The sequence below is a fragment of the Stenotrophomonas sp. YJH_SMC_20 genome (genome assembly GCF_059367845.1).
Window position 1 is genome coordinate 509967 of record NZ_JCAFRG010000001.1, and the last position, 26388, is coordinate 536354.

Here is a 26388-nt window from a genome sequence, read left to right on the forward strand (position 1 = left end):
TCACATTGTCGTAACTTGCACTATCAATAGCGCAACAGAGCCGAACCCCACGTGAAGCCACCACCGAAGGCCTCCAGCAGCAGCAGCTGGCCGCGCTCGACCTTGCCCGAACGCACGGCGGCGTCGAGCGCCAGCGGCACCGAGCCGGACGAGGTATTGCCATGCTTGTCGACAGTCACCACCACCTGGTCCATCGACATCTCCAGGCGCTTGGCGGTGGCTTCGATGATGCGCAGGTTGGCCTGGTGCGGAATCAGCCAATCCAGGTCGGACTTGTCCAGGCCGTTGGCGGCCAGGGTCTCGTCCACGACCGAGTCCAGCGCCTTGACGGCGTACTTGAACACGTCGTTGCCCTTCATGTTGATGGTGCCGCCACCGTTGGCGCCGTCCTTGAAACCGCTCGAGACGCCGACCGGGTTCCACAGCAGTTCCTTCTTGCTGCCGTCGGCATGCAGGTGGGTGCTGAGGATGCCGGTCTCTTCGTCGGCCTTGAGCACGACGGCGCCAGCGCCATCGCCGAACAGTACGCAGGTGGTGCGATCGTTCCAGTCGACCATGCGGGTCAGCGTTTCGGTGCCGATCACCAGCACGTGCTTGCAGTCACCGGAACGGATGAATTTATCGGCCACGCCCAGCGCGAACACGAAGCCCGAGCAGGCTGCGTTGACGTCGAAGGCGGGGCACCCGGCCACACCGAGCTTGGCCTGGATCAGGCACGCGGTGGACGGGAAAATAAGGTCAGGCGTGGTCGTACCGACCACGATCATGTCGAGCTGCGAAGCGTCGATGCCTGCGGCTTCCAGCGCGCGCAGGGCGGCGTTGTAGCCAAGGTCGCTGGTGGTTTCGCCTTCGGCCGCGATGTGCCGTTCACGAATGCCGGTGCGCGACTGGATCCACTCGTCCGAGGTTTCGACCATTTTTTCCAGGTCGGCGTTGGTCAGGACTTTTTCCGGCAAATAGCTGCCGGTGCCCGCGATCCTCGAGTAGATCCGCTTGCTCATCATGTTTCCTGTTGCGCGGGCCGCCGATCACCGGCACGCCCGGGAAAGAAGGCAAAGGCCGCTGCCCGGAGGCAGCGGCCTTCCCGGCACATCAATCTTCTTCGACGGCCGAGGTCTTGGTCTGGATGACCTTCTTGCCGCGGTAGAAACCATCGGCAGTGATGTGGTGACGCAGATGCACTTCGCCGGTGGTCGGGTCGGTCGACAGCTGCTTGGCGCTCAGGGCGTCATGCGAACGGCGCTGGCCGCGGCGGGACGGGGTAACACGGGATTTCTGGACAGCCATGGGATTGCTCCAAACTCGGTTCGTTTTGCTTCGTCGTTTCGTCGCACAGGACGCCAGCGCCCAGCACACTTTTCGCTTTCGCCGCAGCCGCCGACGACAACCGGCTGCTATTGTTTCTTCAATGCCGCCAACGCCGCAAACGGGTTGGCCTTCTTTGTTTCTTCTTCGCTCGGCGCCCAGTCCTTGTCGACTGCTTCACCGTCGGGCGACAGCGGTACCACCGGCACCGCCAGCACCAGCTCGTCCTCGACCAGATCCAGCGGCTTCAGCTGGCCATCTTCCGGCACCAGCAACGCCTCGTATTCCTCCGGCAGGGACGATTCCTCGTCCTCGTCGCGGATCAGGCCAAGCCTCTGGGTCACCTTCACCGGCAACAGGAATCGCTGCATGCTGCGCTGACAGGTCAGCGGCAACGCGGTGTCGATGGTCAGTTCCACATAGGATACCCGCAAGACGTCGTCGCGACCGAATTCAAGCGAGTAGACGCACTCGCCGTCGGTATCTGCGACCAACCCCTGCAGGCGGGTCAATTCAGCCAGGGAGACCTGACCGTCGAAGCGCCTTCGCGCTACAACCATCCGCCAGGCATCCAGCGTTTCGGGCACGTTCGCGGACATAAGCCGCTGAATACTAAGGATCGGAGCAGCGGCTGTCAAATGCCCGCCATACAGGACTTGCCGCTGGCGCTGCAGACGGGCCAGACTGCTTCGCCCTGCCCCGGTATTGTCGCATGTCACTGGTCCTGGCCTCCACGTCCCGCTACCGCCGTGAACTGCTGCAGCGGCTGGGCCTGCCCTTCGACTGCGCGCGCCCTGAGGTGGATGAAACCCCGTTGAACAACGAAGCGCCCTTGGCCCTGGCCACCCGCCTGGCCGCCACCAAGGCGGTCGAGGTGGCGTGCCGGCATCCCGGCGCGTGGGTGATCGGCTCGGACCAGGTCGCGGACCTGAACGGCCAGCCACTGGGCAAACCGGGTACGGTCGAGGCCGCCTGCGCACAGCTGGCGGCGATGTCCGGGCAGACCGTGCACTTCCATACCGCCGTCTGCCTCAGCCGTGATGGAGCATCATTCACGGCCACCGATCTGACCGAGGTCCGCTTCCGCGCACTGGAACCGGACGAGATCGCCCGCTACGTGGCCACCGAACAGCCGCTGGACTGCGCCGGCAGCTTCAAATGCGAGGGCCTGGGCATCAGCCTGTTCGACGCCATCGACAACCGCGACCCGACCGCGCTGATCGGCCTGCCGCTGATCACGCTATGCGGATTGCTGCGCAGGGCAGGTTTCGCGGTGCCGTGAACGGTAGAGCCGAGCCCATGCCCGGCTGTTTTTTTTGAGGCTGCCTGCATCTGAAGCAGAAGCAGCCGAGCATGGGCTCGGCTCTACAGGATCAGAGGACCTCAACGAACCTCGAACGGCTGCTCCTGCCACGCCTCCACGCTGCCATCGCGGCCATGCAGGCGCAGCCCGAGCCAGTGCTTGCCCGGAGCCAGCGTGGTGGTATCCAACGATGCGTCGAAGCCCACCGCCGGATGCTGCGGATCGGTACTGTCCGGCCAGGTGTGGCGCACGTCGAACACACGCCCGTAGCGGGCATCACCGATGGAGCGGCCATCGACCAGCACTTCAACCCGCGCCAGGCCGACGCCATCCTTGAACGCCCAGCCCTTGATCGCGAGCGTGCCGGACACCTTCTCGCCGTTGGACGGCGCATCCAGCCACGCCATCGCCGGCGTCACGCACGGCCCTTGCGCGCGCTGCACCGGCAGGCGGAACAACAGGAAGCGCTGGAATCCGTGATCACTGCTGACCACGCGTGGCGCAGGCAGCGGCCCCACCTGATCGCAGATGGCGTGATAGCGCGCCAGCAGTTCGCGATAGCGCTGGTCGCTGGGTGACAGCACCAGCAGCATCGGCGCCGTGCGCTCGCCCTGATGCAGCAGGCCCCACTGTGCCAGCTGTGCGGTGCGGCCATGCTTGTCATTGAGCGGATGCGGCAGCACCTCGATGTTGCCATTGCCCAGCTGGAAACCCAGTTCAGCGCCGACCTTGAAGTTGCCGGCCAGCACGCGTGTCCCTTGCGGCATCTGCCGCAACTCCTCGCGCACCGCTACCGCCAGGGGTTGCCAGCCGGCGAAATTGCGCGGGTAGTACTTGCTGCCGGCCATCTGCTCGCGCAGTGCCGGCGTGGAGGCCATCAGGTAGTAGCCGAAGGCCAGCACCATGCCCGCACCGGCCAACCACCAGCCGGTGCGGCGCAGCCAGCGCGGCCAGCCGTTGAGCACCACCGGCACCGCCACCAGCAGTGCGAGGTAACCCGGCAGCGGCCAGTGGAAACTGATCCGCTCGACGTCAGTAAAGAAGCCGAGCACGAAAATGCCCAGCGTGGATACGCCGCCCACCAGGCCGAAATAGCGCCACTGCACGCGCGCGCCGCCACCGCTCCGGGTTCCTGCCAGCGCCACCTTCCACATCGCCATGCACAGGATCGGCGTCACCAGCATCGGCTGGATCACCAGGAACCACAGCCCGCCCCATTCGAAGGCCCAGGGATGACGCTCGACCACCTGGAATTTCAGCCCGGCATCGTGGTTGTCCGCATTCCACGCCAGCAGTGGCAGCCACGCCAGCACGCCCACCGCCAACGCGACCCATACGCGCGGATCGGCCAGCATGCGCCGCCCCTGCGGCAATGCCAGCAGCGCAATGAAACCCACGCCGATGACACCGATGAAGCGGTAATGGCTGAGCGCACCGATCAACAGGCCCAGCGCCAGCTTCATCGCCGAGGAGGCATCCACGTTGTGCAGCAGGCGCGCGCCGGCATGCAGGCAGATCACCGCCGCCAGTGCCATCGGCACGTCCGGCACCGCCAGCAGGCCCAGCGTCGCCGACAACGGCATCAACAGCGTGAGGCTGCCCGCCTGCCAACCGGCCACGTTGCCGAACCAGCGCGTGGCCGTGCGCACCACCAGCAGCGGCAGCAGCGCACCGATGGCCAGGAATGGCAGGCGCAACGCGAGCACGTGATGGCCACCGATCTCAACGCCCAGCCGGGCCAGCCACGCGGTCAGCCCGGGCAGGTCCGAATAGGCTGCGGCCAGATGCTGGCCTTCCTGCCAATAGAACGCTTCGTCGACGAACAGCGGCAGGCGCGCGGCAACGATCAGCTTGGCCGCTGTGACCAGCGTCCATAACCAGAGAAATATCGTCCGTGCGCGCTGTTCGCCTTGCATTGCTCTATGGATAATCGAGTGGATTCCAGATCTGAGACGATCATGCCAGCCTCGTCCCCCAATCCCAGCATGCTAACCGATCAATTGCGTCAGGCCCTGCGGGAGGCACAGGATCAGGTCAACGCACTGGTGCTGGGCAAGGTGCCGGAAGTCAGGCTGGCCTTCGTTGCATTGCTGTCCGGCGGCCACCTGCTGATCGAAGACCTGCCCGGCCTGGGCAAGACCACGCTGGCGCATGCGCTGGCCAGCAGCCTGGGCCTCAGTTTCCAGCGCGTGCAGTTCACCTCAGACCTGTTGCCCGCCGATGTGCTGGGCGTGTCGGTGTATGAAGCCGGCAGCCGCCAGTTCCAGTTCCACCCAGGCCCGGTATTCACCCACGTACTGCTGGCCGACGAGATCAATCGCGCCCCCCCGCGCACGCAGAGCGCGTTGCTGGAAGCGATGGCCGAGCAGCAGGTCACCCTGGACGGGCAGACGCACCCGCTGCCGGACCCTTTCTTCGTCATCGCCACACAGAACCCGGTGGACCTGTCAGGCACCTTCCCGCTGCCGGATTCACAGCTGGATCGCTTCCTGCTGCGGCTGGCGATGGGCTATCCCAGCGCCCAGGCCGAGCGCGAGCTGCTGCGTGGCAGCGACCGCCGCGACCTGATCGCGCGGGCCGTGCCGAAGCTGGATGACACCCAGGTGCGCACGTTGCGCGACGCGGTGAACCAGGTGCATGCCAGCGACGCGCTGATCGACTATGTGCAGGCCCTGCTGACCCGCAGCCGCCAGCACGCAGGCGTGCGCGTCGGCCTGTCGCCGCGTGCCGGCCTGGCGCTGCTGCGTGCAGCCAGAGCACATGCACTGCTGCTGGGTCGCGGGCATGTGGTGCCCGAGGACGTGCAGACGCTGTTCGTCGCCGTGGCCGGCCACCGGTTGGTGGCGGAAGCCGAATCCAGTTCGGGGCCGGCATTGGCACGCGCGATCCTGCAGACCGTCGCGGTGGATTGAACGTGGCCACACGCTGGGCACGCATGCAGCTGCTGGCTCGGCCGCGCAGGCCCGAAGCCTTGCCGAAGCGACTGGATCGCCATCGCATCTATGTGCTGCCCACCCGCTTCGGCCTGTTCGTTGCAATCCTGCTGGCAGCCATGCTGCTGGGCGCGCTGAACTACAACAACAATCCCGCCCTGCTGCTGGCCCTGCTGCTGGCGGCAGCGGCAATCGCCAGTGCCATTGCCGCGCATCTCCAGTTGTCCGGCGTACAGATCGACGCGATCTCCGCCGAGCCGGTACCGGCCGGGCAACCCTTGCGCCTGCGCGTGGACCTCTCTCTGCGGGATCCGCGTGCGCGGCACGGCCTTCATCTCCAGCTGGGCGACAGCCAGGCCTGGACCTCGCTGCCTGCACACGGCCGTGGTGAAGTGGAACTGGAGGTTCCCAGCGAACGCCGGGGCTGGCTGGAGCTTCCACGTATCCGCCTGTCCACGACCCAGCCCCTGGGCCTGGTGCGGGCGTGGTCGTGGGTGTGGCCGGAACAGCCGCTGCTGGTCTACCCACTGGCCGAAGCCCTGGCGCCTGCACTGCCGGAGAGCGGCAGCGATCCGCTGCATACCCGTGCCCACGCCAGCGGCGAGGAACTGCATCAGCTGCGCCCCTACCGGGCGGGCGATGCGCCGCGCAGCATTTCCTGGAAGCACTCGGCACGCCGCGACAGCCTGCTGGTGCGCGAGTACGAAAAACCGGTCGGCATCGAAGTAGTCCTCGACTGGCGCGCATTGGCGCCGCTGGGCCAAGAAGCACGCATCGCTCGATTGGCGCGCTGGGTGGATGTAGCCGAGCGCGAGGGCCGCCGCTACACCCTGTTGCTGCCTGCACACCCGCCGTTCGGGCCCGGACAGGGCGCCAGCCACCACCACCTGTGCCTGCGCGCGCTGGCGCTGATGCCGCATGACTGAGACCCCGGAGCTGCTCGACCGCAACGCCCGCAACTGGACCCTGGCCAGCGCGGCGCTGGCTCTGTTGCCGCTGCTGCTGCAGCTGCCGCCACTGCTGGCGGGCGTGATCGCGCTGGCGGCGATTTTCACCGCCGCCCTGTCGCGGCGGACAGTGCTGCCGATGCCGGTGCGCCTGCTGCTGGTGCTGGCCATGCTCGGCGCCATCGTCTGGCAGATGGGCATGGTGCGCCCAGGACGCGACACCGGTTGCGCGCTGCTGGCCGCGATGCTGGCGATCAAGTCCAGCGAGCTGCGCAGCATGCGTGATGCCCGCAGTCTGCTCGGCTTTGCGCTGTTCTCGCCCTTTGCAGCATTCCTGCTCGACCAGGGGCCGCTGACAACAGCACTGGCCGCGCTGGCCGGGGTCGGCGCACTGCTCGCCCTGCAACGCCTGGCGCAGGATGAAGGCCATGCTGGCCGCCTGCCGTTGCGCGGGCAGCTGCGTGGTGTCGGCCGCCTGCTGGCGATCGGCCTGCCGCTGGCATTGGCCTGCTTCTGGCTGTTCCCGCGCCTTGCCACGCCACTGTGGGGCGTTCCCGAGCGCGCCGTGGGTACACCGGGGCTGTCCGACAGCATGGAACCCGGCCAGTGGCTGGACCTGATGGCCGACGACACCCCGGCGTTGCGCGTGCAGTTCTTCGGTGCCCCACCCGAGCCGGCGCAGCGCTACTGGCGCGGCCCTGTACTGACCGCCTTCGATGGACGGCGCTGGACACGCGAGCCTGCGAGCGCGCGGCGACCTGCTGCGGTGGTTGAAGCCGGTACACAGGGCTGGGATTACCAGATCGACTACGAGCCGACTGACCGCCGCCAGCTTGTGGCGCTGGACCTGCCCAGCGGTGCGCCTGCGGGCAGCATGCTGGATGCGGACATGAGCCTGCGCAGCGAACGCCCGCTGGCCTCGCTCAGCCGCTGGCGGTTGCATTCGGCCCCGCCACTGCGCTTCGACAGCACGCTGTCGCCCTATCTGCGCCGCGCGACGTTGCAGCTGCCGGCCGGCTTCAACCCGCGCACCGCCACCCTGGCCCAGCAATGGCGACAGGACGCCGGCGGTGATGACGAGGCCATCGTGCGCCGCGCGCTGCAGTGGATCACCACGGATTTCTCGTACACGCTGGATACCCCGGCGGCGGGGCGCGACCCGATCGACGAGTTCCTGTTCGGCTACAAGGCCGGCTTCTGTGAACACTTCAGCTCGGCTTTCGTGGTGCTGATGCGCAACGCGGGTGTACCCGCGCGGGTGGTGACCGGTTTCGCCGGCGGCACCCGCAACCGCATCGGCGACTACTGGGTGGTGCGGCGGATGGATGCCCACGCCTGGGCCGAGGTGTGGCTGCCGCAGCGCGGCTGGGTACGGGTAGACCCGACGGCGGCCGTGGCACCGGAACGCATCCTGGACACGCTGGACGACCGCCTGCAGGCCGGCACGGACACACCACTGCGACAGCGGTGGCTGCAGCTGGGCCAGATGGGGGATTGGCTGCGCCGCGGCTGGAACGATCTGGTGCTGTCCTTCGATGCGCGCCGCCAGCAGCAACTGCTCAAGCCTTTCGGGCTGGACGATCTGGGTCCCGGGCAGCTGGTCGCCGGCTTCGTCGTGGCCGCCCTGCTGGCACTGGCGTGGATGGCCTGGCTGCTGGCCCGCGGCGAGCGCGAACGCGACCCGCTGCTGCGCGCCTGGCATCGCCTCGGGCGACGCTACGCCCGCCTCGGCCTGGCCCGAGAACCGCACGAAACCGCACAGCACTGGGCACAGCGGGTTCACCGGCAGCGACCCGACCCCACCCTGCTCGCGCTCAGCCAGCGTTTCGCCGACGCGCGCTACGCTGGAACTTGCAACGACCTCGCCTCATTATTGCGGGACCTGCGCAGGCATCGCCCGACTTCCGGAGCCTCCCCATGAACACCAAGTTCCTCCTCACCGCTGTGGCCACGCTGGCCCTGTCGGCCTGCGCCACGGCCCCGAAGCCGCTGCAGGGACAGTTCAGCCTGGTCTCTCCTCGCGACTCGGTCGCTACCCAGCAGGTCGGCACGCCGGTCCGTTGGGGCGGTCGCATCATCGAAACCAAGCCTGGCCAGGGCGAGACCTGCTTCCAGATCATCTCGCGCCCGCTCAATGGCAGTGGCCGCCCGAACACCACCTCGTCCGATGCCAGCGACGGCCGCTTCATCGCCTGCCGTGCCGGCTTCTACGACCCGGCGGTGTTCGAGGCCGGTCGTGACGTCACCTTCATCGGCAAGATCGACGGCTACCAGAACACCCGCATCGGCGAGTACGACTATCGCCTGCCGAAGCTGGCGGCCGATGTCATCTACCTGTGGCCGGAACAGCGCCAGGTCGATGTGGTGCCCTACCCCTATGGCCCGTGGGGTCCGGGTCCGTGGGGCCCTTACTGGGGCGGCTATGGCCGCTGGGGCTGGTGGTGATCGCCACCGCACAGGCATGACGGAAAGGCCGCCCTCGGGCGGCCTTTTTCATCCACGCATGGCGTGGACAGGGGCTTCAACGCCCAGGCGCACCGAAATGCCCCAGCGGTGCCCCCGCCAGCAGGTGCATATGGATATGGAACACGGTCTGCCCGGCATGCTCACGGCAGTTCATCACGATGCGGTAGCCGTCCTGCGCGAATCCCTCGCGGCGCGCGTACTCGGCAGCGGCCAGGGCCAGTTTGCCGATCAGGTGCGCCTGCGAGGGCTGCAGGTCATCCAGGGTCGGAATGATCTCGTTCTTCGGGATGAACAGCACATGCACCGGCGCCTGCGGTGCGATGTCCTTGAAGCCCAGCACCTCGTCATCCTCGTAGACGATGGTGGCCGGGATCTCACGACGGATGATCTTGCTGAAAAGGGTTTCGTTGCTCATGGTCGGCCTCGGCGGAGATGTCTCCCGCATTGTAGGCCGCCCACGCCCGGCCACGTCCGGCCGTTGCTCAATCGCGGAATTCGCTGCGCGTACCGAACGCGTGCGACAGCGTGCCACGATCAACGTATTCGAGCTCGCCGCCCAGCGGCAGGCCCTGCGCCAGGCGACTGGGCTGTACCTTGCGTGCGCGCGCCAGCTGCGCCAGGTAATGCGCGGTGGCCTCGCCCTCGACAGTGGCGCTGGTGGCGATGATCAGCTCCTGCACCTCGCCTTCGGCCAGCCGTCGCTCCAGCTGCTCCAGGCCCAGTTCGCGCGGGCCGACGCCATCGAGCGGCGACAGTCGCCCCTGCAGCACGAAGTAGACACCGCGGAAGCCGGTGGCGTTTTCGATGGCCAGGCGGTCGGCCGGCGATTCGACTACGCACAGCTGGCTGCGCTCGCGGCTGCCGTTGGCACAGGTCGGGCACAGCTCGGTTTCGCTGAAATCGCGGCACTGCGCACAGTGGCCGATGCGCTCCACCGCCAGCGCCAGGGTCTGGGCCAGGCGCTGGCCACCTTCGCGCTCGCGCTCTAGCAGGTGGTAGGCCATGCGCTGCGCCGTCTTCTGGCCCACGCCAGGCAGCACCCGCAGCGCGTCGATCAATTGTTCAAGCAGGGGTGCGGACACGGCGGTGTGCTTTGATGGCGTCGAGCAAGCTCGACAGCTACGTGTAGACTCGAGCCATGCTCGACTGAGGGTTGCAGCGGGCGCCTGCAGCAGCAGGCGCCCCGCCAAGAATCAGAACGGCAGCTTCATGCCCGGCGGCAACTGCATGCCAGCGGTGGCCGAACCCATCTTCGACTTCGACTCGGCATCGATCTTGTTCGAAGCATCGTTGAAGGCGGCGGCGATCAGGTCTTCCAGCATCTCCGGGTCGCTGGTCAGCGACGGGTCGATGCGCACCTTGCGGCATTCCTTGGCGCCGGTCAGGGTCACGCTGACCATGCCGCCACCGGCACTGCCGGTCACTTCGATCCTTGCGATTTCTTCCTGGGCCTTCTGCAGGTTCTCCTGCATCTTCTGGGCCTGCTGCATCAGTTGGGCGATGTTGCCGCGCATAGTCTCTTACTCGTCAAAAGAACGGATGGAATCGGAAACAACCCGGGCACCGTGCTGTTGGATCAGCACCTGCACCTCCGGATCGTCCATGAAAACAGCCTCTGCCACCTGCTGCCGCTCACTACGCTGGCGGTCGGCACGCTGATGCAGGGTCTCGGCCGGAACGTGCTCGATCTCCACGGTCTCGACCACGATCTTCGGGGCCTGGCCAAGGGCTTTCTCCAGCATCTCGCCCAGGGCGGCCAGCGCACGCTCAGAGCGCAGGTACTCAAATCCGGGCGAAAGGCCCAGTTTCAAGGTCCCGTGCTGGCAACTGATGAAGGCAGCGTTGGCCGCCAGCTGCCGCGACGGGCCGCTGAGGCCGCTGTTGGCCACCAGATCCAGCCAGTCCTCGGCCGTGGCCAGGTCGCTGACACCTTCCAGCGGCGCGGTCCCCTGCACTGGCGCGGGCTCGGCCGGCGCGATGGCAATGCCTTCAGTGCGGAACGGGCGCTCGGGCGGTGCAGGCTCGCTGGGAGCCACGACGGGAGCCGGCGGCTCATGCCAGGGCGCGACCATGGCGGCGTCTGGCCCCGCCATCTCGGCCGCCAGCGCCTCGTCACGCGCCTCGGTTTCGTCGGTGGCCCACGGCGGCAGGTCGTCGCCCGCTTCCGCTTCAGCAGCCGGTGGAGCGGCCTCGGCCTTCATCGGCGGCGGCTGCACAGGCTCTTCCACCGGAACCGGCTCGGGCTCCGGCGTCGGGTCCGGTTCGGGTTGCGGGGCCGGCTCGGGTTCGGGTTCAGGTTCGCGCGGCGCGGCCTGCACCGGAGCGGCCACCTGCGCCACCACGGCCGGGCTTGCCGAAGCGGCGGCAGTCGCCGGCATCGCTTCGTGGGTACCCGCACCGGTGCCACTACCGGCAGCATTGCCACCCGGCGCATTGCCTGCACCATCCACCGACTTCGGTACCGGCGGGACTGCTACGGCCGGGCGGAATGCCAGCATCCGCAGCACGGCCATTTCGAAACCTGCGCGCGGGCTCGGCGCCAACGGCAGGTCGCGCCGGCCATTCAGGGCCATCTGGTACCAGAGCTGCACCACTTCCGGGCGCAGGCGCTCGGCGAATGCGACGGCGTCCAGGCCTTCGGCAGCGGCCGCACCCGGTACCAGCTGCTGCACCTGGATGCGGTGCAGGCCTTCGGCCAGCGCTTCCAGCACGCCACTCCAGTCCGGTGAGAATTCGGCCAGCGCGGCCACCACCTGCAGCAGGCGCGGGCCATCGCCCTCGGCCAGCGCATCGAGCATCGCCGCCACCTGGGTGCGATCGACCGTGCCCAGCATGGTGCGCACCACGTCCTCGCGCAGCGCGCCGCCGGCATAGGCGATCGCCTGGTCCAGCAGCGACAGGCCGTCGCGCAGGCTGCCGTCAGCGGCCTTGGCCAGCTGTACGATGGCACTGCCATCTGCCTCGATCTCTTCTGCTGCCAGGATGCGCGTCATCTGGCCCTGGATCTGATCCTCGTCCAGGCGCTTGAGGTTGAACTGCAGGCAGCGGCTGAGCACGGTGACCGGCAGCTTCTGCGGGTCGGTGGTGGCCAGCAGGAACTTCACGTGCTCCGGCGGTTCTTCCAGCGTCTTCAGCAGCGCATTGAACGCCGCCTTGGACAGCATGTGCACTTCGTCGATCAGGTAGACCTTGTACTTGCCGCGCGACGGCATGTACTGCGCGTTCTCGATCACCTCGCGCACGTCATCCACGCCGGTGTTGGACGCGGCATCGATTTCCAGCAGGTCGATGTAGCGGCCGGCGTCGATGTCCAGGCAGGCCGCGCACTGGCCGCACGGGTCGGCGCTGGTGCCCTGCTCGCAGTTCAGCGACTTGGCGAAGATGCGCGCGATGGTGGTCTTGCCCACGCCGCGGGTACCGGTGAACAGGAACGCGTGGTGGACACGGCCGCTGTCCAACGCGTTGCTGAGCGCACGGACCACGTGTTCCTGGCCCACCAGCTCGGCAAAACGCTTCGGACGCCACTTGCGGGCAAGGACGAGGTAGGACATCAGGCCACCGTTTTCCATCGGATGTTCCATTGTGCCATGCCTGTCCAGCCCCCTCGCCAACAATGCGCCCGGATGCGTCCGTGATCTGGGCGCTTGTGTCCGGCCGCGCCGCCCGCTAGAATCTGCGCCCCTGCTGAGGCGTTTGCCGGTGGCAGGGATCCGGAGAGGTGTCCGAGTGGTTGAAGGAGCACGCCTGGAAAGTGTGTAAGCGTCTAAACCGCGCTTCGGGGGTTCGAATCCCCCTCTCTCCGCCAGACAAACGCAAAAGGGCCGCCCACAGGGTGGCCCTTTTGCGTTTGTCTGGCGGATGGGATGGGTGGTGAGAAGCCCCGCCGGGGTTCGACGGTTCTGCAGGAGCAGAACCGGACAGCCGCAGGCTGGTCCCGGGGCGCAACGCGCATCGGGATCGGGTGCAGGGATGCACCCGACAATCCCCCTCTCTCCGCCAGATAAATGAAGAAGCCGCCCAGTGGGCGGCTTTTTTATTTTGGCTGGCGGCAATCGCCGCAGGCACTACCGGACTGAACAGGCGCTGCCGCCGTGGCCGGTCCAACGGCCCGCCCGCCGACGGCGCGCGATCGGCCGCGAGTCATCTGCGCCGGAGCAATCCCCGCACGCAGGCGCCGACGAACGCCAGCCCCAGCAGCACCCACACGACCGTCATTCCCCACAACGCACCGAACGTATCCAGGACCGGCTCCAGCCGCAGTCGCGCCGGGTCGTACAGCACGCGTACCGGCTGCCCAGGCTCATAGCCGAAAATCATGCCGCCCTGCGGGTACGAGATGCGTTGGCCGGTCGCGGTGGTGAACGCGACCTGCGGATGCGATCCGCCGGCGTTCAGGCGCTCGACCTGGCCATCAACGGCCTGCGCGACCTCCAGGAACTCAAGACGATGCGTCACCTCGAGGGCGGCCCCGGCAAGGCTCAACAGGCCCACCGCGCCAAACAGCAGACCACGCATGAGCTGGGCAGTCCGGGAAAGAGACGGGTCGGGCGTCACTGGGCAGCTCCGTTGCAGGCAGGAAGACGAATGGGGCCGGCGGATCCTGCCGCGCGGTCAGTCCCATGTGTCGAAAGCATAGCCCGGAAGCCGCCGCGCCCCGCTGCACGCCATCGCGGCCGCATGCGCCTCGCCATTGCCCGCGAACGACGCACCCGCCTGGTACAGGCGCCTGCGTCCCGAGCACGGTCATTCGAGTGGGGAAAAGTCACCTGGAAAAGGATCGGCATCGCTCCATGTACCCTGGAACGCTTCGCCCCCTCCCAACGTCTGGACGGTTGAAATGCAGCCGGGCAACTCCATGGCATTTCCCATGAACCTCCGCCTCTACCGCCCCGCCGACGCCAGCGCCTGCCTGTCGATGTTCGACAGCAACGTGCCCACCTATTTCGCGCCCGAAGAGCGCAGCGACTTTGAACGCTTCCTGCGCGAGCAGGCCATGGACTGTGCATTCCAGGTGATCGAGCGCGATGGCAGCATCGTGGCCTGTGGCGGCCTGTCGCGACGCGGCGACGGCAGTGCCGGCTTCTGCTGGGGCATGGTGCAGCGCGCGCTGCACCGGCAGGGACTGGGCCGCGAACTGGCGCTGGCACGCCTGCGCCAGGCCGAAGCGGATCCGTCGATCAAGCGCATCACGCTCAGTACCAGCCAGCACACCCAGGGCTTCTATGCCGGGCTGGGCTTCCAGGTGACGCGGATCGTGTCCAATGGCCACGGCGCCGGGATCGACGCCGTGGAGATGGAGCGGGGGGTCTAGCCCTCCGCCCCGCCCCGGATCCACGCAAGCCTGGATCCAACATCGCCGCACTTCCCTCAGAAGCCCACGCGCAGGTTGATCTGCCCACCCACGTCGCGGCGGCCATCGCCATGCTGGCCCTGCACGAACATCGACAGCTGGCTGTTGCGGCCGAGGCCGACCGCCACGCCCAGCTGGCTGACCAGCGCATTGCGCGCCATCACCGCACTGTAGACATCGAAGGCATTGCCGCCCACCGCGAAGCGATTGCGGCTGGCCACATCGGTGTCACCCGAGGCGTGCTGCCAGCCGAGGCCGACCGTCAGCTGTGCCGGGAAGCGCTCGCCGCTGCCCACGTCCCAGCGCCCACGCACGCCCACGGTGCTGACATTGAGCGTGTCCTTGCCGCCTTCCAGCGCCAGCGCAGCAGTGCCGCCCTGCTCCACTGCGCGATCGCTGTCGACCCAGTGCTTGGTGAACTGCACGTACGGCTGCAGCTGGGTCCTGCCATGGGACCAGGTCCAGCTGCCCTCCACCTGCGCGATGGTGACATCCGAGTCCTGGCGGCTGTACAGGGTCTGGCCCAGCAGCGGCACCTCACGCGTGGTGCGCGTGCGGTAGTCGCCGCGCGATACGCTGCCACCGACCGCGAAACCGTTGTTCCACTGGCCCTGTGCATACAGGCCGAACGTGTGGCCACGCAGGCGGGCCCGCGAACTGCGATCGTACAGGCGCGTATCCAGCCGCTCGTTGCCTGCGGCCGCACCCAGCACCACGTGCTCGCCCAGCTGCCAGTCCACGCCCGCCATCAGCGCATTGCGGTTGGAGCGGATGTCATCGCCGTTGCCGTCACCGTCCTGGCGGAACACCTTGCCACTCCCGGCCAGCCAGGCCGAGGCTCGCTCACCACGCACGGTCGGCAGCTCACTGCCCAGGCGCTGGCGGATACCCTCCTCCAGGTAGTTGTCGTACAGCAGCACCGCGCGGCTGGCCGCATGCACTTCACCCGAAAGCTGGTCGAACGCCGCGCGCGCAGTGCCCGCGTCATACATCAGCAGGGTGTTGTACAGGCCCAGCGCCGGGCCGCTCTGCGGCAGGCTGTCCAGCGCTGCGGCAGTGTTGTACTGGTTGCGCGTCGTCGCTGCGGTGGTGAATGCTGCGGTCTGCGCCACGTCTATCTGCAGGTTGGCGGTGTTGGCGGTATAGACCGGCGTAATCGTCAGGAAGGCCGACGGCGAGGTTGCCGAAGCGAACTGCCCGCTCACGCCACCACCTGCATTGACCACCGTGTACTGCTGGCCCTGCTGGTAGCTGGTGCTCGGCGAAATGGTGTTCACCCGCACCGTGCTGCCACCCACGTTTGCACTACCGCCCACCTGCACCGTGTCGCTGCCGGTGGCACCCAGGTCGATGCCCAGCGTGCTGCCCGGCGACAGGGTCAGATTGCCGCCCACCGTAATGGTGCCGGCGCCATTGCCCGCACCGCCGCTGTTGCCTGGACCATTGCCCGGCGACAGCACGCCGCCGCTGGACACCGTCACGCCGCCACCCGTGCCACCGATGGTCCCGGTACCGGACAGCGTGGTACCGCTGCCGATGGTCCACTGGCCACCGATGTTGCCGGTGACATTCAGGCCACCGCCGGTGACCTGGCCGGTGCCGCTGAAGCCGCCGCTGTTGCCGCCCAGGTTCAGGCCGCCCGGGCCTGCCTGCACGATGCTGCCACCACCGCTGATGGTGCCGCCCAGCGTGGTGGTGCCGCCGGTGTTGATGACCAGGCCACCATTGTTGGTGATATTGCCGGTGATCGAGCCGCTGGCGCCGCCATTGCCGACCTGCACGGTGCCGCCGGCATTGATGGTGGTGCCGCCGGTGTAGGTGTTGTTGCCGGTCAGGACCACGGTGCCGGTGCCGGCCTGGGTCAGGCCACCGTTGCCGCTGATGGTGCCGCCCACCGTGGTGTTGCCGCCAACGTTGAACACAAGGCTACCGTTGTTGGCAACGTTGCCGGTGATCGCACCGCTCGCGCCACCGTTGCCGACCTGCAGCGTGCCGCCGGTGTTGATGGTGGTGCCGCCGGTATAGGTGTTGTTACCGGTCAGGACCACGGTGCCGGTGCCGGCCTGGGTCAGGCCGCCGCTGCCGCTGATGGCACCGCCGACGGCGGTGTTGCCACCCACGTTGAACACCAGGCTGCCGTTGTTGACGACGCTGCCGCCGATGGCACCGGTCGCACCGCCATTGCCGACCTGCAGGGTGCCACCGGCATTGATGGTGGTCTGGCCGGTATAGGTGTTGTTGCCGTTCAGGGTCAGCGTGCCGCTACCGGCCTGGGTCAGGCCGCCACTGCCACTGATGGTGCCATTCAGCGTGGTATTGCCCGCCACATTGGAGAGCAGCGTGCCATTGTTGGTGACGTCGCCGACGATCGAGCCCGTCGCACCGCCGTTGCCCAGCTGCAGCGTACCGCCGGCGTTGATGGTGGTACCGCCGGTATAGGTGTTGGTACCGGTCAGCAGCAACGTCCCGCTGCCGGCCTGGGTCAGGCCGCCGCTGCCGCTGATGGTGCCGCCCAGCGCGGTGTTGCCGCCCACGTTGGAGATCAACGCTCCATCGTTGGTGATGTCGCCAGCGATGGAGCCGGTTGCCCCGCCGTTGCCGACCTGCAGCGTGCCACCGGCATTGATGGTGGTGCCGCCGGTGTAGGTGTTGTTGCCAACCAGGGTCAACACGCCAGCGCCGGCCTGGATCAGCGTGCCACTGCCACTGATCGCGCCATCGACTGTGGTGTTGCCACCGACGTTGAACACCAGGCTGCCGTTGTTGGCAACGTTGCCGGTGATCGCGCCGGTCGCACCGCCATTGCCCACCTGCAGCGTGCCACCGGCATTGATGGTGGTGCCGCCGGTATAGGTGTTGTTGCCGGTCAGGGTCAGCGTGCCGCTGCCGGCCTGGGTCAGGCCACCGGCGCCGCTGATGGTGCCGCCCAGCGTGGTGTTGCCGGCCACGTTGGATACCAGCGCACCGTTGTTGGTGATGTCACCCACGATCGCGCCGGTTGCACCGCCGTTGCCCACCTGCAATGTGCCACCGGCATTGATGGTGGTACCGCCGGTGTAGGTGTTGTTGCCGGTCAGCACCAGCGTACCGCTGCCGGCCTGGGTCAGGCTGCCACTGCCGCTGACCACACCGCCCACGGTTGCCGTGGTGCCGAGGTTGTAGACCAGGCTGCCGTCGTTGGTGATGTCGCCCAGCACCGAGCCGGTGCTGCCACCGTTGCCGATCTGCAGCGTGCTGCCACCGTTGATGGTGGTGCCACCGGTGTAGGTGTTGTCACCGCTCAGGGTCAGCGTGCCGGTACCACTCTGCACCAGGCCACCGGTGCCGCCGATCACGCCGGCGAACGTGGTGCTGGCGTTGTTGCCGCCGGTGGTCAGCGTTGCACCGCCCAGCGCCACCGTACCGCCGGTAACACCGGCCAGGCCACCGATGCTCTGGTTGCCACCGGCACTGATGTCCAGCGTACCGGTGCCGGCCAGGTTCACCGTGCTGGCGTCGGACAGGCTGCCGCCCGCGCCCACCGCCAGCGTGCCGCTGTTGATGGTGGTGGTGCCGGTGTAGCTGCTGGCGCCGGCCAGGGTCAGCGTGGCCGCACCGTCCTTGGTCAGGCCGCCTGCACCGGAGACCGCACCGGCCAGCGTCAGGTCGTTGTTGCCCAGCACATCAAGCGTGGCACCGGCGCCGAGTGCAACGTTGTTGGCCAGGGTCACCGCCGCGTTGGCATCCAGCGAACCGTTCCCGGCCACGTTCAACGCACTCGTACCGAGCGCGGCATTGTTGCCGACCACCAGCCCGCCGGCATTGAGGGTGACGCCGCCGCTGAAGGTGTTCGCACCGCCCAGCGTCTGCACGCCAGCGCCGTCCTTGATCAGCGCTCCCGTGCCGCCGATGGTGCCGTCGAACGTGGTGTTGCCGACGCCGCCGAGAGTCAGCGTGTTGCCACCCAGCGCCACACTCGAACCCGCCACGCCCGCCAGCGAGCCGATGCTCTGGTTGCCGCCTGCGGAGATATCGAACGCGGTACCCGCATTGGCGAGGGTGACCGCACCGGTCGCCGCCAGGCTGCCGCCGGCACCGATCGCCAGCGTGCCGGCATTGATGGTGGTGCCGCCGGTGAAGGTGTTGGTACCGGTCAGGGTTTCGGTGCCGGTGCCTTCCTTGATCAGGCCGCCGGTGCCGGCAATCGAACCACCGAACGTGCCGTTGCTGGCATCGCCGATGGTCAGCGTGTTCGCGCCCAGATTCACCGTACCGTTGCCGATCAGCGTGCCGAACACCTGCGTACCCGCACCGGCCGACAGATCGAAGGTCGCGCCGGTGGCCAGGTTGACGGTGCCACTGGCAAGCAGGCTCGCGCCCGCGCCCAGCGCCAGCGTACCGGCGTTGATGTTGGTGCCACCGGAATAGGTGTTGGTGCCGTTCAAGGTCAGTGTGGCCAGGCCCTCCTTGGTGAGGAACCCGGTGCCGCTGAGATTGCCGTTGAGTGTCAGATCGTTGCTGCCCAGCACGGTCAGGCCGGCATTGAGAACGAAGTTGTTGCCCAGCGTGATCGCGCTGTTGGAATCGAGCGAGGCATTGCCACCCACGGTCACCGTACCCGTGCCAAGCGCGGAATTGTTGCCGACCACCAGGCCACCGGCGTTGAGCGTGACGCCACCGCTGAAGGCATTGGCACCATTCAGCGTCTGCACGCCGGCGCCGTTCTTGATCAGGCCGCCACTGCCGCTGATCACGCCGTTGTAGGTGCTGTCGGCGACGCCGCCGAGGGTCAGCGTGTTGCCGCCCAGCGCCACTGTGCTGCCGGCCACGCCGGCCAGCGAACCAATGCTCTGGCTGCCACCGCCGGAGATGTCCAGCGTGCCGGCACCGGCCAGATTCACCGCGCCGGTGGACGCCAGGCTGCCTCCGGCACCGATGGCCAGCGTGCCGTTGTTGATGGTGGTGCCGCCGGAATAGGTGTTGGCACCGGTCAGGGTCACCGTGGCTGCGCCGTCCTTCACCAGACCACCGGCACCGCTGATGATGCCGTCCAGGGTCAGCCCATTGCTGCCGAGCAGGGTGAGGTTGTTGCCGGCAGAGAGGTTGATGGCGTTGCCGAGGGTGACTGCCAGGCTGCTGTCCAGCGTCGCGTCGGCCCCCACGTCCAGCGCCCCCGTACCCAGCGCGCTGTTGTTGCCGACCACCAGGCCTCCACCGTTCAAGGCCAGACCACCACTGAACAGGTTGGCGCCGCCCAGGGTGAGGATACCCACGCCGTTCTTGACCAGCGCACCGGTGCCGGAAATCGAACCGTCGAAGGTGCTGCTGTCGGCGCCGCCGAGGATCAGCGAGTTGGCGCCGAGGCTGACCAGGGAGCCGGTCACGCCAGACAGTGAACCAATCGTCTGGTTGGCACCGGAACCCGAATTGTCGAAGCCCGCGCCGGCGGCGGCGACGTTCACCGCTCCGGACGAGGACAGACTGCCGCCGAGACCGATCGCCAGCGTGCCGCCGTTGATGGTGGTGCCGCCGGTGTAGGTATTGGTGCCGGTCAGTGTCTCGATACCGCTACCGACCTTGGTCAGGCTACCGGTGCCGGCGATCGAACCGCTGAAGGTGCCGTTGGCGGCGCTGCCCACTTCGATGTTGTTGGCGCCCAGGTTGACCGTGCCGTTGCCAACCAGCGTGCCGAACACCTGCGTGCCGTTGCCGGCCGACAGGTCCAGCGTGGCGCCGGTGGCGAGATTGACGGTGCCGCTTGCGGCCAGGCTGGCCCCGGCGCCGAGTGCCAGCGTGCCGGCGTTGACGTTGGTACCGCCGGTGTAGGTGTTGGCGCCGTTCAAGGTCAGCATCGCAGTGCCGTTCTTGGTCAGGCTGCCGGCACCGGAGAGCACACCGTTGAGGGTAAGCGCGCTGGTGCCCAGCACCGTCAGCCCGGCGTTGAGCACCACGTTGTTGGCCAGCGTCGCCAGCGCGGTGGTATCCAGCGTGGTCGCCCCACCGACGGTGAGCACGCCGGTACCCAGCGCGGCATCATTGCCGAGCACCAGGCCGCCGGCATCGAGCGAGACGCCGCCGCCGAAGGTATTGGCACCGGACAGGGTCTGCACCCCGGCGCCGACCTTCACCAGCCCGCCACCACCACTGATCACGCCATCGAAGGCCCCGTTGGTCGCGGTGCCGAATGTCAGCGAATTGCCCCCCAGCGCCAGTGTGGTTCCGAGCACGCCGTTGAGCGCACCGATGGTCTGGTTGCCGGTCGCGCCGGAGATATCGAAGCCCGCGCCGGCATTACCGAGCGTGAGGTCGCCAGCGGCAGCCAGACTGCCCCCCACGCCCAGCGCCAGCGTGCCGGCGTTGATGGTGGTGCCACCGCTGTAAGTGTTGGCGCCGTCCAGTGTCAGCGTGGCGGTGCCGTTCTTGATCAGGCTGCCATTGCCGGACACGATGCCGCCCAGGGTCAGCGCATTGCTGCCCGCTACGGTCAGCGCCACGCCCGAGCCAAGGTTCACCGCGTTGCCCAGCGTCACCGCGGTGCCGGCATCCAGCGAAGCACTGTTGTTCACCGCCAGCGTGCCGGAACCCAGCGCCCCGTTGGCGCCCACCACCAGGCTGCCGCCGTTCAAGGTCAGGCCGCCATCGAACGTGTTGGTGTTGTTGAGCGTCAGCAGACCCGTACCGTTCTTGACCAGGCTGCCGTTGCCAGCCACCACGCCGCCGAGGGTGACATCATTGGTGCCGCCCAGCGTCAGTTGCGTACCGGCACCAAAGTTCACCGCGTTGGCCAGGTTCAGCGCCACGGTACTGTCCAGCGTGGTGGTGCCACCGATGCCCAGCGGACCGGTGCCGAGCGCACTGGCGTCGCCGAGAATCAGGCCGCCCGCGTTGAGCGCAAGGCCACCGCTGAACGTGTTGGCGCCGGACAGCGTCTGCACGCCCGTACCGGTCTTGATCAGGCCACCGGTACCGTCGATCACGCCGGCAAAACTGCCATCGGCGGCACTGCCGAAGGTGAGTGACTGCGCGCCAAGCAGCAGCTGGCTGCCTGCCACGCCGTTCAGTGCGCCGATGGTCTGCGCTGCACCCGCTGCGGAGATGTCCAGTGCCGCACCGGCGCCCGCAAGATCCACTGCACCGGTTGCGGCAAGACTGCCGCCCGCTCCCAGCGCCAGCGTGCCTGCGTTAATGGTCGTGCCACCGTTGTAGGTATTGGCGCCAGACAACGTCAGCCGCGCCGTACCGTCCTTGATCAGCCCGCCAACACCGAATACCGGGCCGGCGAGCGTCAGGTCATTGCTGCCCAGCACCGTGAGGTTGGCGCCGGCGGCGAGGCCTATGTTGTTGGTCACGGTGAGCGCCGATGCTGCATCCAGCGAAGCGTTGCCGCCCACGTCCAGCTGGCCGGTACCCAATGCCTGCGCATTGCCCAGCTGCAGCAGGCCCGCGTTGAGGCCAACACCCCCGCTGAAGGTGTTGGCTCCGTTCAACGCCAGTGTCGCCGCACCGTTCTTGACCAGGCCGCCAGTGCCGCTGATGACACCGCCCAGCGACACGTCCTGGCTGCCCAGCAGATCCAGCACCGCGCCTGCACCGAGGTTGACGTCGTTGGCGAGATTCAGGGCCACCGAACTGTCCAGCGTGGTATCGGCCCCCACCGACAATGCACCGGTGCCCAGCGCGCCGGCGTTGCCCAGCAGCAGGCCGCCGCCGTTGACGGTCAGCCCCCCACCGAAGCTGTTGGCGCCATTGAGGGTCAAGGTGGTGGCACCGTTCTTCACCAGCCTGCCCGCACCGGACACCACCCCACCCAGCGTGATCGCCTGCGAACCCGGCAGCGACAACGCGGCGCCTGCACCCAGTGCCACGTTGTTGCTCAGGTTCAGCGGCGCACTGCCGTCGAGCGAGACGTTGCCACCGATGCCCAGTGTCCCCGTACCGAGCGCGCCGCTGTTGCCCAGCAGCAGGCTGCCCGCGTTTGCGTTCAGTCCACCGCTGAAGGTGTTGGTTCCGTTCAAGGTCAGTGTCGAGGCGCCGTTCTTGACCAGGCTGCCGGTGCCCGTGATGTTGCCGGCCAGGGCCAGGTTCTGGCTACCCGGCAGGGTCAGGGCCGCGCCGAGGTTGATCGCACTGCCCAGGTTCAACGCTGCCGTGGCATCCAGCGACCCGTTGCCACTGACCGTCAGCGCGCCGCTTCCCAGCGCACCGGCGTTGCCCAGCACCAGCCCACCGGCCGCAAGATTCACCCCACCGCTGAAGGTATTGGCACCGGTCAGCGTCTGCACGCCGGTACCCTGCTTGATCAGCCCACCGGTGCCGCCGATCACGCCGGCGAAGGTCTGGTTGGTGGCATCACCGAAGGTGAGCGTGCTGCTGCCCAGCGTCACCGTGCTGCCGGCAATACCGGACAGCGCGCCGATGGTCTGGTTGCCGCCGAGCGAGATGTCCAGGTCCGCGCCAACGCCGGTCAGGCTGACCGCACCGCCGGCGGCCAGGCTTCCGCCGCTGCCCACCGCAACCTTGCCGGCATTGATCGCCAGGCCGCCGATGAAGGTATTTGCGCCACCCAGCGTAAGCGTGGCCGCACCGTTCTTGACCAGGCTGCCGGTGCCACCGATGGCGCCGCCCAGCGTCAATGCATTGCTGCCCAGTACATTCAGCAGGCCACCTGCGCCGAGGTTGATGCCGTTGCCCACGCTCAGCGCCGCGCTGGCATCGAGCGTTGTCGGACCGCCGACATTCAGCGCGCCGGTTCCGAGCGCGCCGGCATTGCCCAGGACCAAGCCACCGGCATTGAGCGCCAGCCCACCACCAAAGGTATTTGCACCGTTGAGCGTCAGCGTGGTCGCACCACTCTTGACCAGGCTGCCGGTGCCACCGATCACGCCGTTGAACGTCAACGCCTGGTTGCCGAGCAGATTGAGGCTGGCACCCGAACCGAGGTTGACCGCGTTGCCCAGTGCAAGCGCCCCCGTGGTTCCATCGAGCGTCACGTCGCCGCCGACACTGAGCGAACCGCTGCCCAGCGCAGCAGCATTGCCCAGCAGCAGGCCGCCGCCGTTGAGTGCCACGCCGCCACTGAGGTTGTTCACGCCCGACAAGGTCTGCACGCCGGTGCCCAGCTTGACCAGGCCACCCGTGCCTGCGGCGAACGTGCCGGCGTAGCTGGTATCGCCCAGCCCCGCGAGGGTGAGCGTGTGGCTGCCTAGGTTGACCGAACCGCCGAGGCCCGCCAGCGAACCGATGGTCTGGTTGGCGGCCGCCGAAAGATCCAGGCTGGTGCCGACGCCCAGCGTGATCGCGCCGGTGGGCGACAGGCTACCGCCCGCGCCCAAGGCCAACGCGCCCCCGGCCAGGTTGAAGCTGCCGCTCAGCGAATTGGCACCGTTCAGGGTCAGCGTGCCCGCACCGTTCTTGGTCACTTTGCCGGCACCGGAAATCGAGCCACTCAATGTCAGCGCATTGCTGCCCAGCAGGTTCAGCGAGCCCCCGCCATTGACCACCAGGTTGTTGCCCAGGTTGAAGCCCGCCGTCGTGTCCAGCGAGGCGCTGCCACCGACGGTCAGATTGCCGCTGCCGAGTGCACCGGCATTGCCCAGCAGCAGGCCGCCGGCATTGAGGTTGACGCCACCGGAGAACAGGTTTGCGCCGCCGAGAGTAACGATGCCGGTGTTGTTGACCGTCAGTCCGCCAGCACCTGAAAGCACGCCATTCAAGCCGAACGCATTGGTCCCGGCCAGGGATAGATTGCCGCCGAGGCTGAAAGCGTTGGCCAGATTCAGACCGGCCGTGGAGGATGCGATGGCACCGCCGTTGGCGGTGAACAGCCCTGTGCCGAAGGAACCGGCATTGTTGAAATTGACCAAGCCATCATTGAGCGTGGTCGCACCTGCACCCGCCCACGCACCCTGCAGGTTCCAGGTGCCGCTGTTGACGGTGAGCTTCTGGAAATTGAGGTACTGGTTCCAGCCCAGCGTGGTCACCGCTCCGCCGGTGCCGGCCCCCGGACCGCTGACGACGTTCTGCAACACCAGCGTGTTGTTGGCCGCACCACTGCCGGTGCCGGCGTCGACCGATCCCGCAGCCGCAACCTTCACCCCGGTGACACCGGTAATCACGCCTGCAAGAGCGCTGCCGCCGCCGCTCACAACGCTGGAACCCGACACTGCGGTGAAGGTGTTGCCGCCGGTTGAATCACCCAGGTGAACGCTGCCACTGACCGCCCCCGCATTGAGGAACGTATTACCGCCAGAAGCGCCCAGACCGACACGCCCGTCGATGGTGCCGGTGTTGGTCACATTGGCTGCCGCACCACCGTATGTCACCACGGTAGTCGCGTCGGAAACGCTGCCTGCGCCGATCAACGACGTGCTGATCAGGCCGGCGTTGTTGATGGTGGTGGTGCCGTTGACATTCTGTGCCACCAGCGCCTGTCCACCGAAGCCCAGCAGCGTTGCGATGTTGACGACACCCTTGATCTGTCCGCTGGCATTGTTGTTGACGACGATCGCGCTGTTGTTGGCAGAAGCATTGCCGATGACCAGGCCGGGCGAGGCGAGGATGATCGAGCTCGGATCGATCGTGCCATTGTTGTTGACCGTCACGTTGTCGCCGGTCAGCGTTGCTGCGTTGCCGCCACCTACGATCGGCGGCGTACGCAGCAATGCACCCGCGTCGATGTTCAGCGTGAGGCCGTTGGTCGCGTTGGAGTAGTTGTTGATGTTGGTGCTGCTGTCGCAGTTTACGGTTGTGGTGCCCGTGCACGCTGCGAATGCCGGTCCGCTGGCCAGTGTGGCGGCCAAAGCCGCCGCCAGCTGGTGCGCCCGCAATCGCGGCACCCGCCCTGCGCTGACCGCGCTTCCGCCGGGATTGCGGGCGATCTCCGAAGCAACCTGCATTACCCCAAGGGCACGATTGAAAACCAGACGGTAAATGCGGTTCATCGGTAAATCTCCATGAAAAGACCGGATGGCACAGCTGGCAGGTTTTTTGGAGACAATGCGGCCCACCCCGGCTCCCGATGCGGGAACAAGGTTCGAGGGCATTAACTCCTGAAAATCTTCACATCTTCACGCGGTCGCACCCGGTGACAGGTACGACAGCGTGTCCCTCAAGGCGAAAACTCCCCGGTTTCGCCCGACGAATGGCGGCACTGTGCGACCGTAGGTGCCAGCGGCATGTGAATCACGCTCATTATTTTCATGACGTACGTCAAATAAAACGGGCGGACAAAATGGTCTTGCCGAAAATGCATATACCTGCCGAAAGCGGAGATTCCCTTCCCCGCCTTAAGTAAATCATTCAGCTGCTGGAGAGTTTCATCAGCACCAGGCCGGAAACGATCAGCACCGCTGCACCGATCCGCATCGGGCTGACCTGCTCGCCCAGGAACACGATGCCGACCACGAATGCACCAACCGCGCCGATGCCGGTCCAGATTGTGTAGGCAGTGCCCAGCGGCAGGCTGCGCATGGCTACTGCAAGCAGCCAGAAGCTGGCGATCATGCCGATGATCGTGACTACGGTGGGGGTGAGCCTGGTGAAGCCTTCGGACTGCTTCATGGACACGGCCCAGACGATTTCCAGCAGGCCGGCGAACAACAGATAGATCCAGGCCATGACAGCCCTCCTCTTGGTAGGGCCAGGCCGTCCTGGTCAGTGGTTCCCGATGTGGGGGAGGCCGTTCCTCCTGGCCGGCATTGTAGCAACGCCGGTCGCGCCGGGCCCTTGCCAGCAGACGCGGGTTACAGCCGATTCAGTGCACGAAGCTGGCGTCGATGTACCTGCCTGCGCTATAGTTGCCGTCTGCCATCGGTCAGCCGATGTGCAGTCCGGCTGTGGTCTCCGGCGCGTCGCGCGCTGCTTCCCCTGATCGGTGAACACCGGCCGCCCCTTGGGCGGCCAACGTCTCTATGGTGGCCCCGTCGGCCCCTCGCGACGCTAGGTCGGAAATCCCGCCAGGGCCGGAAGGCAGCAACGGTATCGATCGACGCGGGCGCCGAGGTCAGCCGGCGGGGCCATCGCCTTTTCCGCACTGGGGTCAGTTCCCTTTGCATGGCAAAGGGATCTGACCCCGGCTTCGCATTCTTGGCCCGGCATGGCGCCGCG

The 26388-nt window shown here is 67.2% G+C and carries 17 protein-coding genes, 1 tRNA gene and 1 other RNA gene; 8 read left to right on the plus strand and 11 right to left on the minus strand.

Going from position 1 to position 26388, the window contains the following annotated elements; translation table 11 throughout:
• Positions 1-23 precede the first annotated feature (23 nt).
• The 3 genes from AC5P6A_RS02425 to AC5P6A_RS02435 all read right to left on the minus strand — a co-directional run bounded on the left by AC5P6A_RS02425 (position 24) and on the right by AC5P6A_RS02435 (position 1904).
• A complete protein-coding gene (locus AC5P6A_RS02425) occupies positions 24-1001 on the minus strand; it encodes a beta-ketoacyl-ACP synthase III (protein ID WP_019659500.1) in 978 nt (325 codons plus the stop codon).
• Positions 1002-1092: 91 nt separating this feature from the next.
• Complete coding sequence (gene rpmF / locus AC5P6A_RS02430) at positions 1093-1287, minus strand: 50S ribosomal protein L32 (RefSeq protein WP_005408308.1); 195 nt, start codon at positions 1285-1287, stop codon at positions 1093-1095.
• Between the two features lie 107 nt (positions 1288-1394).
• Positions 1395-1904, minus strand: coding sequence for a YceD family protein (locus tag AC5P6A_RS02435; RefSeq protein ID WP_019659501.1), 510 nt, complete (start codon positions 1902-1904; stop codon positions 1395-1397).
• A gap of 113 nt (positions 1905-2017) precedes the next feature.
• Between AC5P6A_RS02435 and AC5P6A_RS02440 the strand changes: the two genes are divergently transcribed.
• Complete coding sequence (locus tag AC5P6A_RS02440) at positions 2018-2587, plus strand: Maf family protein (protein ID WP_019659502.1); 570 nt, start codon at positions 2018-2020, stop codon at positions 2585-2587.
• A 101-nt stretch (positions 2588-2688) separates the two neighbouring features.
• On the opposite strand, the gene AC5P6A_RS02445 is transcribed toward AC5P6A_RS02440, so the two are convergent.
• Entirely contained in the window at positions 2689-4524 is a 1836-nt protein-coding gene (locus AC5P6A_RS02445; protein WP_134730217.1) for a glycosyltransferase family 39 protein, read from the minus strand.
• Positions 4525-4566: 42 nt separating this feature from the next.
• Here AC5P6A_RS02445 and AC5P6A_RS02450 point away from each other — a divergent pair, with 42 nt between their 5' ends.
• Genes AC5P6A_RS02450 through AC5P6A_RS02465 form a run of 4 tightly spaced genes read left to right on the plus strand, consistent with a single transcriptional unit; the run spans position 4567 to position 8933 of the window.
• The gene (locus tag AC5P6A_RS02450) at positions 4567-5520 is read left to right on the plus strand and encodes an AAA family ATPase (RefSeq protein ID WP_021202627.1); all 954 of its coding nucleotides are present in this window, start codon (positions 4567-4569) and stop codon (positions 5518-5520) included.
• A 23-nt stretch (positions 5521-5543) separates the two neighbouring features.
• The gene (locus tag AC5P6A_RS02455; RefSeq protein WP_032955142.1) at positions 5544-6467 is read left to right on the plus strand and encodes a DUF58 domain-containing protein; all 924 of its coding nucleotides are present in this window, start codon (positions 5544-5546) and stop codon (positions 6465-6467) included.
• A complete protein-coding gene (locus AC5P6A_RS02460; RefSeq protein WP_346714637.1) occupies positions 6460-8409 on the plus strand; it encodes a transglutaminase TgpA family protein in 1950 nt (649 codons plus the stop codon). The genes AC5P6A_RS02455 and AC5P6A_RS02460 overlap by 8 nt, the downstream gene beginning before the upstream one ends.
• Positions 8406-8933 carry a Slp family lipoprotein gene (locus AC5P6A_RS02465; protein WP_019659507.1) on the plus strand — a complete coding sequence of 176 codons (528 nt, stop codon included), beginning with the start codon at positions 8406-8408 and terminating at the stop codon, positions 8931-8933. Before AC5P6A_RS02460 ends, AC5P6A_RS02465 begins: the two co-directional genes overlap by 4 nt.
• 76 nt (positions 8934-9009) lie before the next feature.
• Here the strand turns inward: AC5P6A_RS02465 and AC5P6A_RS02470 are convergent, their stop codons facing one another.
• From AC5P6A_RS02470 to dnaX, 4 genes are all read right to left on the minus strand, one after another.
• Entirely contained in the window at positions 9010-9369 is a 360-nt protein-coding gene (locus AC5P6A_RS02470) for a histidine triad nucleotide-binding protein (RefSeq protein ID WP_005408300.1), read from the minus strand.
• Positions 9370-9436: 67 nt separating this feature from the next.
• Positions 9437-10036 carry a recombination mediator RecR gene (gene recR / locus AC5P6A_RS02475; protein ID WP_058979448.1) on the minus strand — a complete coding sequence of 200 codons (600 nt, stop codon included), beginning with the start codon at positions 10034-10036 and terminating at the stop codon, positions 9437-9439.
• Between the two features lie 111 nt (positions 10037-10147).
• Entirely contained in the window at positions 10148-10468 is a 321-nt protein-coding gene (locus tag AC5P6A_RS02480) for a YbaB/EbfC family nucleoid-associated protein (protein WP_019659509.1), read from the minus strand.
• A 6-nt stretch (positions 10469-10474) separates the two neighbouring features.
• A complete protein-coding gene (gene dnaX / locus AC5P6A_RS02485; protein ID WP_346714636.1) occupies positions 10475-12523 on the minus strand; it encodes a DNA polymerase III subunit gamma/tau in 2049 nt (682 codons plus the stop codon).
• A gap of 143 nt (positions 12524-12666) precedes the next feature.
• Here dnaX and AC5P6A_RS02490 point away from each other — a divergent pair.
• A tRNA-Ser gene (locus AC5P6A_RS02490) sits at positions 12667-12759 on the plus strand.
• 335 nt (positions 12760-13094) lie between these two features.
• Here the strand turns inward: AC5P6A_RS02490 and AC5P6A_RS02495 are convergent.
• A complete protein-coding gene (locus AC5P6A_RS02495) occupies positions 13095-13469 on the minus strand; it encodes a DUF3592 domain-containing protein (RefSeq protein ID WP_346714635.1) in 375 nt (124 codons plus the stop codon).
• Between the two features lie 352 nt (positions 13470-13821).
• On the opposite strand from AC5P6A_RS02495, the gene AC5P6A_RS02500 reads away from it, so the two are divergent.
• Complete coding sequence (locus tag AC5P6A_RS02500) at positions 13822-14265, plus strand: GNAT family N-acetyltransferase (RefSeq protein WP_031270818.1); 444 nt, start codon at positions 13822-13824, stop codon at positions 14263-14265.
• A 56-nt stretch (positions 14266-14321) separates the two neighbouring features.
• Here AC5P6A_RS02500 and AC5P6A_RS02505 read toward each other — a convergent pair whose 3' ends face one another.
• Both AC5P6A_RS02505 and AC5P6A_RS02510 read right to left on the minus strand, forming a co-directional pair.
• On the minus strand, positions 14322-25223 hold the full coding sequence (locus AC5P6A_RS02505; protein ID WP_346714634.1) for an autotransporter-associated beta strand repeat-containing protein: 10902 nt from the start codon (positions 25221-25223) through the stop codon (positions 14322-14324).
• Between the two features lie 358 nt (positions 25224-25581).
• On the minus strand, positions 25582-25899 hold the full coding sequence (locus AC5P6A_RS02510; RefSeq protein ID WP_005415486.1) for a DMT family transporter: 318 nt from the start codon (positions 25897-25899) through the stop codon (positions 25582-25584).
• 302 nt (positions 25900-26201) lie between these two features.
• On the opposite strand from AC5P6A_RS02510, the gene ffs reads away from it, so the two are divergent.
• Positions 26202-26298, plus strand: an RNA gene (ffs, locus tag AC5P6A_RS02515) — signal recognition particle sRNA small type.
• Positions 26299-26388: the final 90 nt, after the last annotated feature.